This window comes from Bacillus safensis, from assembly GCF_039619585.1.
In the GTDB taxonomy this organism is placed as follows: domain Bacteria; phylum Bacillota; class Bacilli; order Bacillales; family Bacillaceae; genus Bacillus; species Bacillus safensis.
Genome location: NZ_CP154909.1, coordinates 3326559 through 3342594 on the forward strand (window position 1 = coordinate 3326559; position 16036 = coordinate 3342594).

The following is a 16036-nucleotide window of genomic DNA, read 5'->3' on the forward strand; positions in this document are numbered from 1 at the left end:
TGACCTATGCGTTATCGATTTGGTTATGTATCCAATGCCGTCACCTTGTGGGAAGCTTCTCCTGCCAAGTCGCTGACCTTTGCAAGATACAGCAAGCTCGCTAAGGGAGAAAGAAAAGAGGCTTTATTGCGAACAACGAAGGCCAATCTCGTGAATACATTAAGAACGCTTTATTTCGCCATTGCTCATGATATCCCGCTTTACCGTTTTTCAAGCTCGATCGTCCCGCTCGCGACCCATCCAGAGGTGCGCTGGGACTTTGTGACACCTTTTCACAAAGAATTTCTTGAGATCGGCAAGCTGGTGAAACGGCACGGCTTACGGGTCAGCTTTCACCCCAATCAATTCACCCTGTTTACTAGCCCCAAACCTTCCATTACAGAAAATGCCGTCATCGATATGACGTACCATTATCAGATGCTTGAGGCGATGAAGCTCGATAAGGAAGGCTACATGAACATTCATGTAGGCGGGGCGTACGGCGATAAAGAATCGGCTCTTCAACGCTTTGATGAAAATATCAAACAGCTTCCAGCTCATATCAAAGCGAGAATGACACTTGAGAACGATGACAAAACATATACGTCGCTCGAAACGCTTGATGTATGTGAAAAGCATGACATTCCGTTTGTTTTTGATTACCATCATCACGTGGCAAATAAAGATGACGATGCCGCACTCGATGACATCCTGCCAAGAATGTTCGACACGTGGACAAGCACTGGCATTCCGCCCAAAATCCATTTGTCTTCACCAAAATCAGAAAAAGCTATACGCAGTCATGCAGATGGAGTAGGTATGAATTTTGTCTTACCGCTTTTTCAAGCATTAAAACCGTATGGCCGGGATGTAGATTTCATGATTGAAGCAAAATTAAAGGATCAGGCTCTGCTCCGTCTAGTCGAAGAGCTGTCTGCGATAAGGGGCAATCGGCGGACGGGCGGAGGAACCATTGAGTGGAAATCATAAAGAAAGGTTTACCTTTGTGCAAATGGGGGTAACAAAGCTATTGTGAGAAAGTAATTAACAGGAGGATATGAAGATGTCTCAAATCTATTCAATCCGAATCGCTGCGAAAGCGTTGAATTTACATAAGCTTATTTCTCTTTATGAAAAGTGCCAGCAGGCTCAGCATCGTATATATGTGTATTCTAAAAAAACAATGTGCAGCATTAAGAACATCGTAGAGCTTGAAACCTTCAGGCTCACTCATTTAGAGTCTGACTACTTAATTGTCGTAGAGGGGAAAAAAGCGCAAGATCTCCTTCAGCCGTTTGAAAAAGAGACGGTTTCATAAAGAAGAGCAGCCGCGGGCTGCTCTTTCAGATTGGTTGACAAAGGGCTAAAATGATGTTGATTTTAGCCCTTTGTCTTCTTTTCAGCGTGATAGAAAACCTTTGCAGCCTAGGAAGGACGAGTACCGGAGCGGAGCGAATTTGACATTCGTGAGCACCGGCACGCAGGCCTGACACAGAATGCGAGGGTTTGTCTACATGCTGGGAGAGCAGCCGCGGGCTGCTCTTTTGCTATATCCACTCTTTTGTTAACCAAACTTGTTTGGAGGATGCATCCATTTTCACTTGTGCCCCGATTGGCATCGTAAGCATTGGGTGCGTATGGGCACAGTCAAAATCAGCGATGAGTGGTCTTTTTGTCTCTCCGAGCACCTCAAGTAAAATCTCGTAAGGTTCTTTGCCCGTTCCTTCATCATTAAACAGCTCATGTTTTCCTAAAAGAATCCCTGATACCCGTTCAAACACTCCATTTACTTTCAATAAAGAGAAGTTCTTTTCTACAACTGACGCGGTTTTCATACAATCTTCAATGAGAAGGATGTCTCCGTTTTTCACCGCTGGCATGAATTCACTTCCCCATATGCCGTACATCGCATTCAAGTTTCCGCCGATCAATCTGCCTTCTGCCTGTCCCTCTATGGCGCACAGCCAATCATTCGGACGCTGTTTTTTGTCACGCGTCTTTTCTTCCCAATTGATTCGTTCATCTGTCCAAAAAGGCGGTTTTTCAATCTGATAAGGAAGGGTTTGTTGGGACATCAGGATGTCCTCAAATGACTGATATGTATTATTAACAAACGGTTCAAACTCGCCAAAAGAAGGAACAAGCGCAGGCCCGTAGAAAACAGGCAGGCCCGTTTTTTCGTACGACGCTAGTAGAATCGCTGTCGCATCTGAATAACCGATCATGATTTTCGGATGTTGTTTCAGCAGGTCAAAATCAAGATAAGGCAGCAAACTATTTGAATTCGTCCCGCCAATCATTGACATGATGCACGCCAAGTCCTCTCTAGCCATCAGCTCATTCAGCTCATCTGCTCGTTCTTGAATTGTACCTGAACGGTAGTAATCCTCTTTCCCTGTTAATGATCCTGGAACCACAATGAATCCTTTTTGCTCAAGCCACTTCTTCGCCCGCTCATACCTAAGAGGCGAGGTCGCTGATGCAGGACTAGAAGGTGAAAATATACCGATCTTATCGCCCTTTTGTAATCGCCGAAGCCCCTTCATTCCATCAGATCCTTCCTACACGCATTTTTTCTATCCTAACAAAAAAAGCCCTTTAACAAAAGAGCTCTCAGATTGTTGACAAAGGGCTAAAATGATCTTTATTTTAGCCCTTTGTCTTCTTTTCAGCGTGATAGAAAACCTTTGCAGCCCTAGGAAGGGCGAGTACCGGAGCGGAGCGAATTGGACATTCGTGAGCACCGGCACGCAGAACTGCGGGCGAATACGAGGGTTTGTCTACGCGCTGATCAATGACCAAACTGCGCTTCATGCAGTCTGCTGTATACGCCGCCCATTTGAATCAGGTCTTGGTGGCGGCCTTGTTCTTGGATGCCTTCCTCTGTCACGACGATGATACGGTCGGCGTGTTTAATTGTTGCCAGGCGGTGGGCAATGACGAGTGTTGTCCTGCCGACAGCCAGTTCGCTCAGTGCATCCTGTATAGCTTTTTCTGTTTCTGTATCAAGTGCTGATGTAGCTTCATCTAAAATAAGAATCGAAGGATTTTTTAGGAACATCCGCGCAATTGACAAGCGCTGCTTTTGACCGCCTGACAATTTGACGCCGCGCTCGCCTATCACCGTATTTAATCCTTCTGGGAAACGCTGAACGAGTTCCTCTAAATGCGCACGACGTACAGCCTCCCAAATCTCTGCATCGCTGGCTTCTAGGTTGCCGTACGCTATGTTTTCTCGAATGGTGCCTGAGAATAAAAAGACATCCTGCTGCACAATGCCGATCTGCTGTCTTAAAGAAGACAAGGTCATCGATTTTGTACTCACACCATCAATCGTAATCTCCCCTTTATCCACATCATAAAAACGTGGCAGCAAACTGCAAATCGTCGATTTCCCGGCTCCTGAAGGACCGACAAACGCAACAGTTTCTCCTTGTTTGATCTTCAAATCGATATCCTTTAACACATGGCTGTGCTCATCGTAGCCAAATGTCACGTTTCGATATTCAATTTCACCTTTTAGCCCGAATACATCACGAGCTCCCTCTGTATCCTTCACATCTGGCTCTGTTTCAAGTAAATCGACATAGCTTTTAAAGCCCGCAATTCCTTTCGGATACATTTCAATCACTGTGTTGATTTTATCAATCGGTCTGAATAAGACGTTTGTAATGAGAACAAACGCGATAAATCCACCTGCCGTTAATTGCCCTTGCAGAACAAACCATGTCCCTGCCAGAAGGACAAACAGTGTCACAAGACGGGTGAGAATGTAACTGATTGAGCCGTTGACCGACATGATTTTATATGAAAGAAGCTTCGCTTTTCGAAAGCGGTTGTTGTTTTCAGCAAAACGCTTTTTCTCGAAATGTTCGTTGGCAAAGGCTTGAACAAGACGAATGCCGCCAATATTGTTTTCAACCCTTGCATGAAAGTCTCCAATGTCATTGTTCAGCTGTGTAATCGCCTGCGTCATCTTCTTATTAAAATGAAGGGCGAGCCAGATGATGACAGGCATGATCAAGAAGGTTAAAATAGCAAGCTGCCAGTTAATCATCAGCATGACAGCAAAGGCGCCAAGAATCGTCATAATTGCAATAAACAAATCCTCAGGTCCGTGATGAGCCACCTCACCAATGTACATGAGGTCATTTGTCATCCGAGACATAAGCTTACCCGTTTTGTTGTTATCAAAGAACTTAAATGAGAGACGCTGAAAATGATCAAACAGCTTCTTCCTCATATCTGTTTCAATATTAATACCTAACATGTGCCCCCAGTACGACACAATAAACTGCATAACCGAGCTGAGTGCATAAATGATAAACAGAGCAAGTGCGGTCCAGGCAATGACCGTCCAATTCCCTGTTGGTAATAATGTATCAATGAAGTAGTTCACGATCAGCGGGAAACCAAGTTCCATTAATCCAACTGCGACAGCGCAAAAGAAATCTAAAAAGAACAGACCGCGATAGGGCCTGTAATAGGCGAAAAAGCGTTTTAGCATATGTAAAAGAACCTCATTTCCTCTATAATTGATAATCATTTTCAATTATAGAGGAATCCTCTTCAAAATACTAGATCAGGAAATGATTTCATTGACTGGAAATCCTCATAATACGCCAGAAAACAACCGGGCAAATGATTCCTTCAACCGCTCTTTTAAGCCTCTTTTATAAAAATGTACAGGACCCATTTGCTCACATTCCTTCATATCTTCCTCATAGTGGGCCATCAATTGCTCAATTGGCTTTTTCGCAGCTGTAAAGACATTGACCTCAAAATTGAGCTGAAAGCTTCTCATATCGACATTGGCGGTGCCGACAGAGGCGAGTTCTCCATCAGCAATCATCACCTTTTGATGCATAAACCCTTTTTGATAGTGATACACCTTGATGCCCTCTTTTAGAAGCTCAGAAAAATAGGATCTTGTGGCATATTGCGTGAGAAATCCGTCATTGATCTCCGGTACCATCACCCTCACATCCACCCCTCTTGTGGCAGCGATTTTGAGTGCAGTGCGAATCGATTCGTTTGGTACAAAGTAAGGTGTGGCAATCCAGACAAATTGTTTCGCATTAGAAATGAGAGCATCATATAAATCACTCATACTTTCTTTCATATCAGGTCCAGTTGGTACAACCTGAATGACATCATCGCCTGTCACAGAATGCGGCGTATGATACTTCGGATCATCAATTAATACTTCATCTGATACGTATTCCCAGTCGAGCATAAAAACGGAATGAAGGGTCTGAACAGCCTCACCCTTTAACATGGCATGCGTATCACGCCAAAAGCCAATCTTTTCATCCCGTCCTACGTATTCCTTGCCGACATTTAACCCGCCGACAAACCCTGTCTCTCCATCAATAATGACGATTTTCCGGTGATTTCGGAAATTGAATTTTTGATTAAAGAATCCATATTTTAAAGGTAGAAAAGGAGCGACCTTGACCCCTGCCTGCTTCAAGCGTTTAATATCTTTTCGCGAGAAGCGGATGCTGCCAGCCGCATCATATATGAAACGGACCTCTACCCCTTCTTTCACTTTTTCAATCAAAATCTCCATCATCCGGTGGCCGAGGAAATCGGATTTGAACATGTAATATTCAATATGAATGAACGATTTTGCCTTTTTTAACTCTTCAAAAATTCTGGGGAACGTCTCCTCCCCATTCTTTAAAATCTCCATATCACTATTTGTGTTCACATGCATACCTGTTGCTTTTTCTGTGTAATGAAAAAAAGCACGCTGATTATCGGTTAAACGTGACTCATTCGGCTTACTCTCAAGCTCAGAGATTCTGCGTAATTTCTCGCGGTTATACATTCTCTTTGATTTGAATAAATGACCCTTTACATAGAGCTGCCCTGAGAACAGATAGAACATATAGCCAATGATCGGGAAAAAAATGAGCACATATATCCATAACAACGTGTGCTGTGATGTACGGTTCTCCAGCATGAGTGAGATGATACTAAATAAAATAATGGCGATATAAATCGCTGCGTACAGCTGAACGCTCCACGCCGGCACAGTCCACCAATACACCACATATGCCCCGAATATCATAAAATATAAAAATAAAAATTCCAGTCTTCTCTTTTTCACATTCTCCGCCCTCATTCTGTCTTTTTCTCTTCCATACCCTTTGCACAGCTTGTATGAAACGCACGACCCATTCCTTTTTCCTAGCCTTTACAGACTTGAGCTATTTGATCCGATATAATGGAGAAATATGTGATGGAAAGGAAGATTTGTTTATGCATACACCCTCTCCTTTAAAAAAAGGTGGCCATATTCGTGTCATTGCCCCAAGCCGAAGTGCCAGCATTTTATCAAAAGAAGGAATTGCTCAAGCGAAAAAACGTTTAGAGTCTTTAGGTTTCACTGTCTCTTTTGGACAGCACTTGTTTGAATGTGACATTCATTCCTCATCGTCTATTGAACACCGCTTGTCTGATCTGCATGAGGCGTTCGCAGATGATGAGGTCGATGGTATTTTGACAGCCATCGGAGGCTTTAACTGCAATGAGCTTCTGCCTTATATTGATTACGACTTGATCCGTCAGCATCCTAAAGTCCTTTGCGGCTATAGTGACATCACTGCACTTGCAAACGCCATTACAGCGAAATGTGATATGGTGACATATTCTGGCCCCCATTTCTCAAGCTTTCAAATGGAGCAGGGACAGGAAGAGCAGACCGCCATGTTTCAAGCTTGTTTGATGAACGGCGGCGAACCGTTTGATGTGATTCCTTCGACAAAATGGAGTGATGACGCGTGGTATCTAGATCAAGCGAATAGGCAGTTTCATCCGACGAAATGGAACATATATCAGGAAGGAACAACTGAAGGCACCTTGTTTGGCGGAAATCTTTGTACACTGAACTTACTGCAAGGGACATCGTTTATGCCGAATGTAAAGGATGCGATCTTATTTGTCGAGGATGATGATCTGGTATTCCCTGAAATGTTCGCCAGAGACCTTACCTCCCTCTTGCAGCATGCAGAAACACTCAAAGGGTTGATCATCGGGCGCTTTCAGAAGAAATCCAACATGACAGAGGAACACTTAAGATTCATCCTAGATAAGCATCCAATGCTCAAACACATCCCTGTGATTTACGATGTCGATATCGGACATACACAGCCAGTCTTCACCTTGCCGATTGGTGGAAACGTTCAACTAGAGTGTACAAATGGAGACGTGAAGCTGCGCATTCATTCATAACTTAAGGCCAAAAAGCACCCGAATAGGCGGTGCTTTTTTCTATGCCACCATCTTTTTTAAAGTTTTTTTAGAAAAAGTGATCCAACCCTTCATTCCCTTCGTTAAGTAGATGTAAAAAGAAAAGAGAGGAGGCAAAAATATGTTTTCTGATGTACTTAGCCAATTATTTGATTCTATTTCTAACATTATTAATACACTTGGATAATTTTTAAAACCCGCTATCCTCAAGAGATAGCGGGTTTTTACATGTTTTGAGTGGATGACATGTTGTTCCATTAAATAAATCTAGAACAATGCCTTCTATGAGCATGTTTCTGTTAAGTTATTTAAACAAACCTAATTGGATGCTATAATCTATTAAAGGAATATATTAACTATTTAAGGAGATATAATGAAAAAACGTTTGATTGGTTTGTTTTTTATTACTCTTTGTATTCTTGGATTAAGTTCCACTCCAAATCGTCTCACTCTTTCTGAAGAAGAATTAGATCAAAAGGTAGCACAAGTATTAGACTCGTTATGGAAAGAGCATGACTTGTTACATTATCAAATCGTTAAGACAGATCCCACAATTTCCATAGGCATCAATACTTCAAAAGATATAGCAGGTTTGCAGTCTGTATTAGAAAAGAAACTTCCTAAACAAGCATTAGAGAATTATGAAATTGAGATTTTCCAGAGAAATAAAAATGATATAAACGTTGAATGACAAAAACCCACTCCTGTTCCGAGTGGGTTTCTGCGTGTTCTTACATCTTTTCCGGAGCCGATACACCAATTAGTTTTAATGCATTAGCGAGCGTGATTTGTGTTGCTTTCATGAGTGAAAGACGTGCTGTTGTTTTTGTTTCATTTTCTGCGTCAATGACCTTCTCGGCATTGTAGAAGCTGTGAAGGGCTGATGCAAGGTCATAAATATAGTTCGTCACGCGGTGCGGAATACGCTTTTCAGCTGCTTCTGCTACAACTTCTGGGAAGCTGCCAATGATTTTCAGAAGATCGTATTCTTTTTCCGATTGAATGTGAGAGAAATCGGCTTTTTCAAGGTTCGGTTCATAGCCTTTTTCTTCACCTTGACGAAGCATGCTGCAAATTCTCGCATGTGCATATTGTGCATAGTACACAGGGTTTTCGTTAGACGTAGAAATCGCTAAATCTAGGTCAAAGTCCATATGTGTCGCCGCACTTCTCATCGCAAAGAAATAACGAGTCGCATCTAAGCCGACTTCTTCAATCAGATCACGCATTGTGACGGCTTTTCCTGTACGTTTACTCATCTTCATCTTTTCGCCGTTTTTGTAAAGATGCACAAGCTGGATGATTTCTACTTCAAGCTTGTCAGCTGGATATCCAAGTGCTTGGATCGCCGCTTTCATCCGAGGAATATAGCCGTGATGGTCCGCTCCCCAAATGTTAATGAGCTGGTCAAAGCCTCTGTCCAATTTGTCTTTATGATATGCGATATCTGGAAGCAGGTAAGTGAAGCTGCCGTCTTTTTTAATCAGCACACGGTCCTTGTCATCACCAAAATCAGTTGAACGCAGCCATGTTGCGCCGTCTTCTTCAAAGACATAGCCTTTTTCACGAAGTGTTTCCAGCGCTGGTTCGATTTTTCCGTTTTCATATAAAGAAGTTTCTGAATACCATACATCAAATGGCACACGGAAATTCTCAAGGTCTACACGTAATTTTTCTAATTCGTATTTCAAGCCGTATTCGCGGAAGAACTTCATCCGCTCTTCTTCCGGCTCATGCACGAAACGGTCACCAAATTCATCCGCAAGCTTTTGTCCGATGCCTTTGATGTCTTCTCCTCTGTAGCCGTCTTCAGGCATTTCTTTTTCAAGACCGAGTGCCTCAAAATAACGTACTTCTACAGATAAAGCGAGGTTATTGATTTGATTTCCTGCATCGTTGATATAGTATTCACGGCTCACATCGAACCCTGCTTTATCAAGGATGTTGCAAAGGGAATCTCCTACAGCTGCACCGCGGGCATGTCCAAGGTGTAGGTCACCTGTTGGGTTGGCTGAGACGAATTCGACTTGCACCTTTTGACCGCCGCCTGTATTCGTTTCGCCATAAGCTTCTTTTGCCTCAAGAACAGCTGGAATGAGCTTTGTTAAATACTGATTGTTCATATAAAAGTTAATGAATCCTGGACCTGCGATATCCAGTTTTTCAATGGAAGCTTTCCCTTTATCAAACGCATTGACGATGTCCTCTGCGATTTGACGAGGTGCTTTTTTCGCAATGCGGGCAAGCTGCATCGCCATGTTGGTAGAGTAATCACCGTGAGTTTTGTCTTTCGGCACTTCTAAAAGGACATCTGGCACCTGGCTTTCATCGGCAAGTCCTGCTTTGACGACTGCCGCTATGATTTCTTCTTTTAACGCATCTTTGACCTGTTCTGCGATATTCATGAACGTAAATCCTCCTTATACGAAATCGATAATGTATGTAAATGCTTTTGATCTTCTCCTGTCAGCATATCGTACGTAATGTGCAGCAGCCCCTTGTCCACATCGAGATCAATACCATGTGTGTGCACATCTAGCTGAAGTGTACCGAATGGCATCGTGTAATGTGTGACGGTCGTTTCTCCAATGAGAAAGCGCTGCTTCATTTGAATAGCCCCTGATCTCATCACAAAAATTTCTTTTTCACTCATTTTCACAACGGTTTTTACTTGACCCATTTCATGTTCTTCATGGTAAGTGAGATACGTTTTGTCATTCTTCTCTTGGTACGTTCCAGTCGTGCGGAATTCGATCGTTTCAGCCGGCTCCGTCTCTGGTTTCATCACTGACTTTACATGAATTGAAATTTGGTTTTGTGTCATTTTGCACTTCCTTTGCTAAGACCCGTTTAACTAAAATAGTATACCATAATCATGATCGCCTATCATACCATCATTTCTCTTCTTCACGGCGATTAAACTTCGTTTTTCATCTTCAGCCATCCCTTTAGAAAAAAAGAAAAATACAACTGACCACTACGACAAGTCCAGCCTTTACACCTAAGTCTTTTCTTTTCATTAAGTAAAAAAGAGCCTGTATGCCTGAACTTGCCAAAAATGCCTGAAAAAAATCAAATGGTGCAATTTGATCCTTTTTAAAAACCACCTGCATGAATAACGCAATGGCCGTCAGATAGAAAAAGCCTCGATCGTGAAACAGCCCCAGCATCTCTTCCTTTGCTTCCTTCTTTGAAGCAAAAACAGGCGGATCAGCTGCGAGTTCTCGTTTCAATGTGAGAAAGCCTGCCCCTAACACACATAAAGCGAGGAACACCATCAATATTGACGAAAACATGAGCTCCCTCCTTTATTTTTTGACCAATGTAAAAAAAAGAGCTTGTCCACATGAGATGACAAGCTCCTCTATCAACTGATTATTTCACAAACCCAAGCAGCATTTCGCGTAAAAGCTTACTCGCTGTATTCGCTGTTTGGTCAGAGTGATCATATACAGGTGCTACCTCGACAAGGTCTGCCCCAACGACTTGGACGTCAGATCCTGCAATCGCATGAATGGATGCAAGCAGCTCTTTTGATGTAATACCGCCAGCATCTACCGTTCCTGTACCAGGTGCATGTGCTGGGTCAAGTACATCAATATCGATCGTCACATATACTGGACGCCCTTTTAGCTTTGGCAATACTTGCTTCAATGGCTCGAGTACTTCAAATTTAGAAATGTGCATACCCGCTTCTTTTGCCCATTCAAATTCTTCTTTCATCCCAGAACGGATGCCGAAAGAGAATACATTTTCAGGTCCAATCAGTCCTGCAACTTTACGAATCGGTGTTGAATGTGAAAGCGGCTCACCCTCATATTCCTCACGAAGATCCGTATGTGCGTCCATATGGATGATGGCCAAATCAGGGTATTTCTTATACATCGCACGGAAAACCGGCCAAGACACAAGATGCTCGCCGCCCATTCCTAATGGAAACTTCCCTTTTTCTAAAATGCTGTCGACATACTCTTCAATTAAATCTAAGCTCTTTTGTGCATTCCCAAAAGGAAGTGGGATGTCACCCGCATCAAAGAATGGCACCTCATGCAGCTCACGATCTAAATAAGGGCTGTATTCCTCTAAACCGATCGATACTTCACGAATGCGGTTCGGACCGAAACGTGAACCTGGGCGGTAACTGACTGTCCAGTCCATCGGCATGCCGTATAAAATGACCTTTGCATCTTCCCATGTCGGATGACTTCCAATAAACACTTTTCCTGAATAAGCCTCGTCGAATCTCATGCAAGATTCCTCCTTTTACGCTTCAAAAAATGCGCAAACCGTCATTTGCGCATGTCCATTTCGCTTGATTTATTTGATTAAGTCGCTCACAAATTTCGGCAGAACGAATGCCGCTTTGTGCAATTCTTTTGTGTAATATTTCGTCTCAATATCAAAGAAACGGCTGTCTTCTACAGCAAGTGGATCATATTTTTTTGAACCGATGGTGAATGTCCAAAGACCGCTTGGATACGTTGGAATATTCGCTGTGTAAAGCTTCGTAATAGGGAAAATTTCTTTTACATCACGCTGTACATTTGTAATCAGCTCAGGTGTGAACCAAGGGTTGTCCGTTTGTGCAACGAAAATACCGTCTTCTTTCAGTGCTTTTGCGATTCCTGCGTAAAATCCTTTAGAGAACAGGTTCACAGCTGGTCCAACTGGCTCAGTAGAGTCAACCATGATGACATCATACTCGTTGTCAGCTTCAGCAATGTGCATAAAACCGTCTCCGACTTTGACATCTACACGAGGATCGTCTAGTTTTCCAGCAATAGAAGGAAGGAATTTCTTCGAGTATTCGATGACCTTTCCGTCAATATCAACAAGTGTCGCTTTTTTCACACTTGGGTGTTTGAGGATCTCACGAATGACACCGCCATCTCCTCCACCTACGACAAGAACATTTTCCGGTTTTGGATGAGTGAAAAGAGGAACATGTGCCACCATTTCGTGGTATACAAACTCATCTTTCTCAGATGTCATCACCATGCCGTCTAAAAACAGCATATTGCCAAACTCTTCTGTTTCCACCATTTCTAAATGCTGAAAGTCTGTTTGTTCTGTGTGAAGGGTTTTGTTCACCTTCAATGTAATACCAAAATTCTTCGTTTGCTTCTCTGTATACCAAAGTTCGCTCATTGTTCATCTTCCTCTCATCCATTAATAAACAAACATCTATTGTTAGCGCCTTTTATCGGCTTTGACTATATCGATTGTCCAAGAAAAAAGTATAGTGGATTCATATCAAATTGTAAAGAACCGCATGAGTTCTCTTCATTTTTTAAAGCGCTCCTGCAATCGCTTGTTTAAAACGGTTTTCTTTGTTCCATACTGATAAAAAACCGTCAAAATGGGGGCTTTGCATGGACACAATCATGAGTAATAAAAAAATCCGCATGACCGTGAAAACGATTCGAGCCTGTTTTTTTATCGGCTTGCTTGCTTTTCTATTTGCAGGTACCGTCTTTTTGACGATTCTATTAATAGCTAAATGGCAAGGTGCCCCTTCTGTTCAAGTTCCCCAATCCACGACCATTTATGCAGCCGATGGCTCAAAGCTTGGAGAATCCAGCTTTGGAGAAAAGAGATATTGGGTGCCATTAAAGGAGATGTCTCCTCATATCAGACAGGCAGTTGTCGCTGTTGAAGATAAAACCTTTTATGAGCATCATGGCTTTGATGTGAAACGGATGGCAGGTGCTGCGGTGGCCGATATTCGTGCCATGGCTAAGGTGCAAGGTGCCAGCACGATCACCCAGCAATATGCACGAAATCTGTATTTAGATCATGATAAAACGTGGAAGCGGAAGTGGAATGAAGCCTTTTACACGATTCGTTTAGAACAAAACTATACAAAAGATGAGATTTTAGAAGGATACTTGAACACCATTTATTATGGTCACGGAGCGTACGGTGTGGAAGCAGCGTCCCGTCTGTATTTCGGGAAAAAAGCAAAGAACTTAACCCTCGCTGAATCTGCCCTGCTTGCCGGTATCCCAAAGGGGCCTTCTCTCTATTCCCCTTATGTGAATGAGGAGAAAGCCGGCGCAAGAAAGAATATGATTTTGAGACAAATGCACGAGGATGGCATGATTACGAAAAAAGCAGCCGATGACGCTGCGAAAGAAAAGCTGTCCTATCGCCCTTTGCAAAAGAAGCAACTGCAAGCAAAGCAAGCCCCGTATTTTTATGACGATGTGATTCGAGAGTTGAAACAAAGCTTGGGGTTAACTGAGGAACAAATTGAAACCTATGGGCTTCATATCCAAACGACTCTCAATCCAGTATTACAGAAAATTGCAGAAAAGACGTTAAAAAATACGATGAATTCCAAATCAGAAATCCAAATCGGCTTTGCCGCCATCCATCCTCAAACAGGGCATGTACTTGCCCTCATAGGCGGGAGAGATTATGAGAAAAGTCCATTCAATCGGGTGACACAAGCAAAAAGGCAACCCGGTTCAACCATGAAACCCCTTCTTTATTACATTGCCTTGCAAAACGGGTTTACACCCGCAACCGTCATGCGCAGTGAGGAAACGGTGTTTGAACTGGACGATCAAGGCAGCGATGCCGCTTATTCACCAAGCAATTATCACGGCTATTACGCCAATGACGGCATTACAATGCTTCAAGCTTTAGCACTGTCTGATAATATTTACGCTGTAAAGACCCATCTATTTTTAGGAATGGAACAGCTTGTACGTGCAGGCAAGACATTTGGAATCAAGGAGAAACTAGATCAAGTACCCTCTCTTGCCCTGGGCACGTCTCCTGTGAAACCCATTGAAATGACCAATGCTTACGCCATGCTGGTCAATGGCGGAAAACGCGTCAAACCAACCTTTATTACGAAAGTAACCGACGCAAAAGGTAATGTGCTTTTTGAAGAGAAACAAAAACGAGAACAAATCCTCGATGAAAAAGCAGCATTTGTCACCACCGACATGATGTCAGGCATGTTCAATGATCAATTAAACGGCTATACAAGTGTCACTGGCCGCACCATTATAAAGGACCTTACAAGAACATACGGAGGAAAGTCTGGGACTACAGGCGCCGACAGCTGGATGATCGGCTTCTCTCCCCAGCTCGTCACAGGTGTATGGACAGGCTATGATAAAGACCGCACCATTGACTCAGTCGAAGAAACGGCCTATGCGAAAAAAATATGGGCTTCCTTTATGGAATCAGCTCTCTCGAAGCAGCCAGCCTCTTCCTTCATGCCGCCAGACGGTGTCAAAGGGGTATATATCAATCCAAAAACCGGCGACCTCGCAGGTCCAGGATGTGAATCAAAGGTATTCACCTATTTTATAGAAGGAACGGAGCCGACAGGTGTCTGCTATGGTGCTGAGGACAAAGCCTCTGAGCAGGAACCAGTTCAAGATCAAAAGCCAAAGAAATGGTGGGAAAAGTGGCTGAAACGTTAAAAAAGACATGAAAAACCCCGAGATCTGCATCTCGGGATTCTCCATGTCCTAGCTTTAACACCAGTTTACTCAAAAACCGGAGAGAATTGGTAGCCATCCGCCAATCTTCACAAAAATTTCACAATTATTCAGGGACAGCCAATCCTTCTTTTAATTCATCTGTTGATGCGTCCCAGAGCGCTTGATTATGACCTTTTAAGAAATCAGCCAGCACCTTTTTGGATACGTCATCCATATGACTAACGACAATTTTTCGCTTCATCGATTTATCCATTAAATTCACATGCTCTGGAAGTGACTTATACCCGCGGCGGATCGAACGGTCAACGGTCATTTCACAAGCCGTCACACCTGCATAATAAGGCCCTTCTTCTCTGCGGTCAATCGTCACCCATACAAGCCAATACGGTTTTCCGTTCGGCACCTCTTCTTTTGTTTTCAAAAATTTAATTCCTTTTTCGACGGCACTTCTTGCATGCATGGCACCAATATCAATGACAGCTTCCTTTTCCTCTACATCAATGATGACTGGCGAGATATTATCAAGGCTGAGTGCACCTGCCCCAAAGCCTCCATGTCCGTCGGTTGCATCTGTTTTTTTAATGATGTTAAAACCAATTGGTTTTTTCTTTTTACCTTCCATTTATTAAACCTCCTAAAGCAGCGGCTTCAAAATAAGATTAAACCAGTGTATGATTTGATCCCGCATTCCGATCAATGGACCAAACACAAACTGTCCCAGCGGTGTGATCACGAATATGAGAAAAATAATGATCCCATATTGTTCAAATTGCGTCATTTTCGCCCGGATACGGGGGCTGACGACGTCCTCAATAATCCGATACCCATCCAGCGGCGGAAGTGGTAATAAGTTAAATAGGAACAAGATGACGTTTAAGTTAATAAAGATTAAAAAGAAATTATCGACTCCCGGCTCAAAGCGCATAATCCACTCCCCGCCAAATTTCTGAAGAAGCACATACACAAAAAAGCCCAAAAACGCCAGCACTAAGTTACTTAATGGCCCAGCAATGGAGACACAAATCCCTGCTAAGCGCGGTTTTTTAAAATGGTAACGATTCACCGGTACAGGTCTCGCCCAGCCAAACCCGGCCACAAAGATCAAAATAGTCCCGAATACATCGAGATGCTTCAGTGGATTTAACGTCAGTCTCCCTTGATTCTTAGCCGTCGGGTCTCCGAATCGGTACGCAACATATGCATGCGCCAGCTCGTGCATCGTAAATGCAACAACAAGCGTAATGGCGACATATGGAATAAGTTCTAATGGATAAACAAGAAATTGGTTCAAAGGCATGAATCCCTCTTTCTTTCTATACAATGATTTACTTCATTCA

Annotated in this window: 15 protein-coding genes; 5 read left to right on the forward strand and 10 right to left on the reverse strand. The window is 43.0% G+C overall.

The features are described 5' to 3' along the window. The first annotated feature begins 6 nt into the window (after nt 1-6). Nucleotides 7-969, forward strand: coding sequence for a UV DNA damage repair endonuclease UvsE (uvsE, locus tag AAYR28_RS17120; RefSeq protein WP_120207876.1), 963 nt, complete (start codon nt 7-9; stop codon nt 967-969). Nucleotides 970-1042: 73 nt separating this feature from the next. Then, a complete protein-coding gene (locus AAYR28_RS17125; protein WP_024423759.1) occupies nt 1043-1297 on the forward strand; it encodes a hypothetical protein in 255 nt (84 codons plus the stop codon). 229 nt (nt 1298-1526) lie between these two features. Here the strand turns inward: AAYR28_RS17125 and AAYR28_RS17130 are convergent, their stop codons facing one another. From AAYR28_RS17130 to cls, 3 genes are all read right to left on the reverse strand, one after another. Then, nucleotides 1527-2525: a S66 family peptidase gene (locus AAYR28_RS17130; protein ID WP_120207878.1), complete on the reverse strand. Its 999-nt coding sequence runs from the start codon at nt 2523-2525 to the stop codon at nt 1527-1529. A gap of 245 nt (nt 2526-2770) precedes the next feature. Then, nucleotides 2771-4486, reverse strand: coding sequence for an ABC transporter ATP-binding protein (locus tag AAYR28_RS17135; protein WP_024426361.1), 1716 nt, complete (start codon nt 4484-4486; stop codon nt 2771-2773). Nucleotides 4487-4591: 105 nt separating this feature from the next. After that, complete coding sequence (gene cls / locus AAYR28_RS17140; RefSeq protein WP_263479664.1) at nt 4592-6109, reverse strand: cardiolipin synthase; 1518 nt, start codon at nt 6107-6109, stop codon at nt 4592-4594. Between the two features lie 137 nt (nt 6110-6246). Between cls and AAYR28_RS17145 the strand changes: the two genes are divergently transcribed. Beyond that, a complete protein-coding gene (locus AAYR28_RS17145; protein WP_268423108.1) occupies nt 6247-7218 on the forward strand; it encodes a S66 family peptidase in 972 nt (323 codons plus the stop codon). 391 nt (nt 7219-7609) lie between these two features. Continuing rightward, nucleotides 7610-7927 (forward strand): hypothetical protein, encoded by a 318-nt coding sequence (locus AAYR28_RS17150; RefSeq protein ID WP_098677159.1) that lies wholly within the window; start codon nt 7610-7612, stop codon nt 7925-7927. Between the two features lie 40 nt (nt 7928-7967). Here the strand turns inward: AAYR28_RS17150 and argS are convergent, their stop codons facing one another. The 5 genes from argS to speE all read right to left on the reverse strand — a co-directional run bounded on the left by argS (nt 7968) and on the right by speE (nt 12384). Next, nucleotides 7968-9641: an arginine--tRNA ligase gene (gene argS, locus AAYR28_RS17155; protein WP_024426363.1), complete on the reverse strand. Its 1674-nt coding sequence runs from the start codon at nt 9639-9641 to the stop codon at nt 7968-7970. After that, the gene (locus AAYR28_RS17160) at nt 9638-10060 is read right to left on the reverse strand and encodes a DUF1934 domain-containing protein (protein WP_003215400.1); all 423 of its coding nucleotides are present in this window, start codon (nt 10058-10060) and stop codon (nt 9638-9640) included. Before AAYR28_RS17160 ends, argS begins: the two co-directional genes overlap by 4 nt. Nucleotides 10061-10184: 124 nt before the next feature. Continuing rightward, complete coding sequence (locus tag AAYR28_RS17165; protein ID WP_034621833.1) at nt 10185-10532, reverse strand: hypothetical protein; 348 nt, start codon at nt 10530-10532, stop codon at nt 10185-10187. A gap of 79 nt (nt 10533-10611) precedes the next feature. After that, a complete protein-coding gene (speB, locus tag AAYR28_RS17170; RefSeq protein WP_024423766.1) occupies nt 10612-11484 on the reverse strand; it encodes an agmatinase in 873 nt (290 codons plus the stop codon). A 69-nt stretch (nt 11485-11553) separates the two neighbouring features. Then, the gene (gene speE, locus AAYR28_RS17175; protein WP_024423767.1) at nt 11554-12384 is read right to left on the reverse strand and encodes a spermidine synthase; all 831 of its coding nucleotides are present in this window, start codon (nt 12382-12384) and stop codon (nt 11554-11556) included. A 224-nt stretch (nt 12385-12608) separates the two neighbouring features. Here speE and AAYR28_RS17180 point away from each other — a divergent pair, with 224 nt between their 5' ends. Then, nucleotides 12609-14678 (forward strand): transglycosylase domain-containing protein, encoded by a 2070-nt coding sequence (locus AAYR28_RS17180; protein WP_120207882.1) that lies wholly within the window; start codon nt 12609-12611, stop codon nt 14676-14678. A 124-nt stretch (nt 14679-14802) separates the two neighbouring features. On the opposite strand, the gene AAYR28_RS17185 is transcribed toward AAYR28_RS17180, so the two are convergent. Together AAYR28_RS17185 and AAYR28_RS17190 are read right to left on the reverse strand one after the other, a co-directional pair. Then, nucleotides 14803-15321, reverse strand: a complete 519-nt coding sequence (locus AAYR28_RS17185; protein WP_024423769.1) for a YwhD family protein — start codon at nt 15319-15321, stop codon at nt 14803-14805. Between the two features lie 12 nt (nt 15322-15333). Next, entirely contained in the window at nt 15334-15990 is a 657-nt protein-coding gene (locus AAYR28_RS17190) for a site-2 protease family protein (protein ID WP_024423770.1), read from the reverse strand. Nucleotides 15991-16036 lie beyond the last annotated feature (46 nt).

Bases quoted from the DNA above. Each gene is read 5' to 3' on its own strand.
- AAYR28_RS17135 (WP_024426361.1), bottom strand. From the start codon at position 4,486: ATGCTAAAACGCTTTTTCGCCTATTACAGGCCCTATCGCGGTCTGTTC.
- AAYR28_RS17180 (WP_120207882.1), top strand. From the start codon at position 12,609: ATGGACACAATCATGAGTAATAAAAAAATCCGCATGACCGTGAAAACG.
- AAYR28_RS17145 (WP_268423108.1), top strand. From the start codon at position 6,247: ATGCATACACCCTCTCCTTTAAAAAAAGGTGGCCATATTCGTGTCATT.
- cls (WP_263479664.1), bottom strand. From the start codon at position 6,109: ATGAGGGCGGAGAATGTGAAAAAGAGAAGACTGGAATTTTTATTTTTA.
- uvsE (WP_120207876.1), top strand. From the start codon at position 7: ATGCGTTATCGATTTGGTTATGTATCCAATGCCGTCACCTTGTGGGAA.
- AAYR28_RS17130 (WP_120207878.1), bottom strand. From the start codon at position 2,525: ATGAAGGGGCTTCGGCGATTACAAAAGGGCGATAAGATCGGTATATTT.
- AAYR28_RS17165 (WP_034621833.1), bottom strand. From the start codon at position 10,532: ATGTTTTCGTCAATATTGATGGTGTTCCTCGCTTTATGTGTGTTAGGG.
- speB (WP_024423766.1), bottom strand. From the start codon at position 11,484: ATGAGATTCGACGAGGCTTATTCAGGAAAAGTGTTTATTGGAAGTCAT.
- AAYR28_RS17160 (WP_003215400.1), bottom strand. From the start codon at position 10,060: ATGACACAAAACCAAATTTCAATTCATGTAAAGTCAGTGATGAAACCA.
- AAYR28_RS17150 (WP_098677159.1), top strand. From the start codon at position 7,610: ATGAAAAAACGTTTGATTGGTTTGTTTTTTATTACTCTTTGTATTCTT.
- speE (WP_024423767.1), bottom strand. From the start codon at position 12,384: ATGAGCGAACTTTGGTATACAGAGAAGCAAACGAAGAATTTTGGTATT.
- AAYR28_RS17185 (WP_024423769.1), bottom strand. From the start codon at position 15,321: ATGGAAGGTAAAAAGAAAAAACCAATTGGTTTTAACATCATTAAAAAA.
- AAYR28_RS17125 (WP_024423759.1), top strand. From the start codon at position 1,043: ATGTCTCAAATCTATTCAATCCGAATCGCTGCGAAAGCGTTGAATTTA.
- argS (WP_024426363.1), bottom strand. From the start codon at position 9,641: ATGAATATCGCAGAACAGGTCAAAGATGCGTTAAAAGAAGAAATCATA.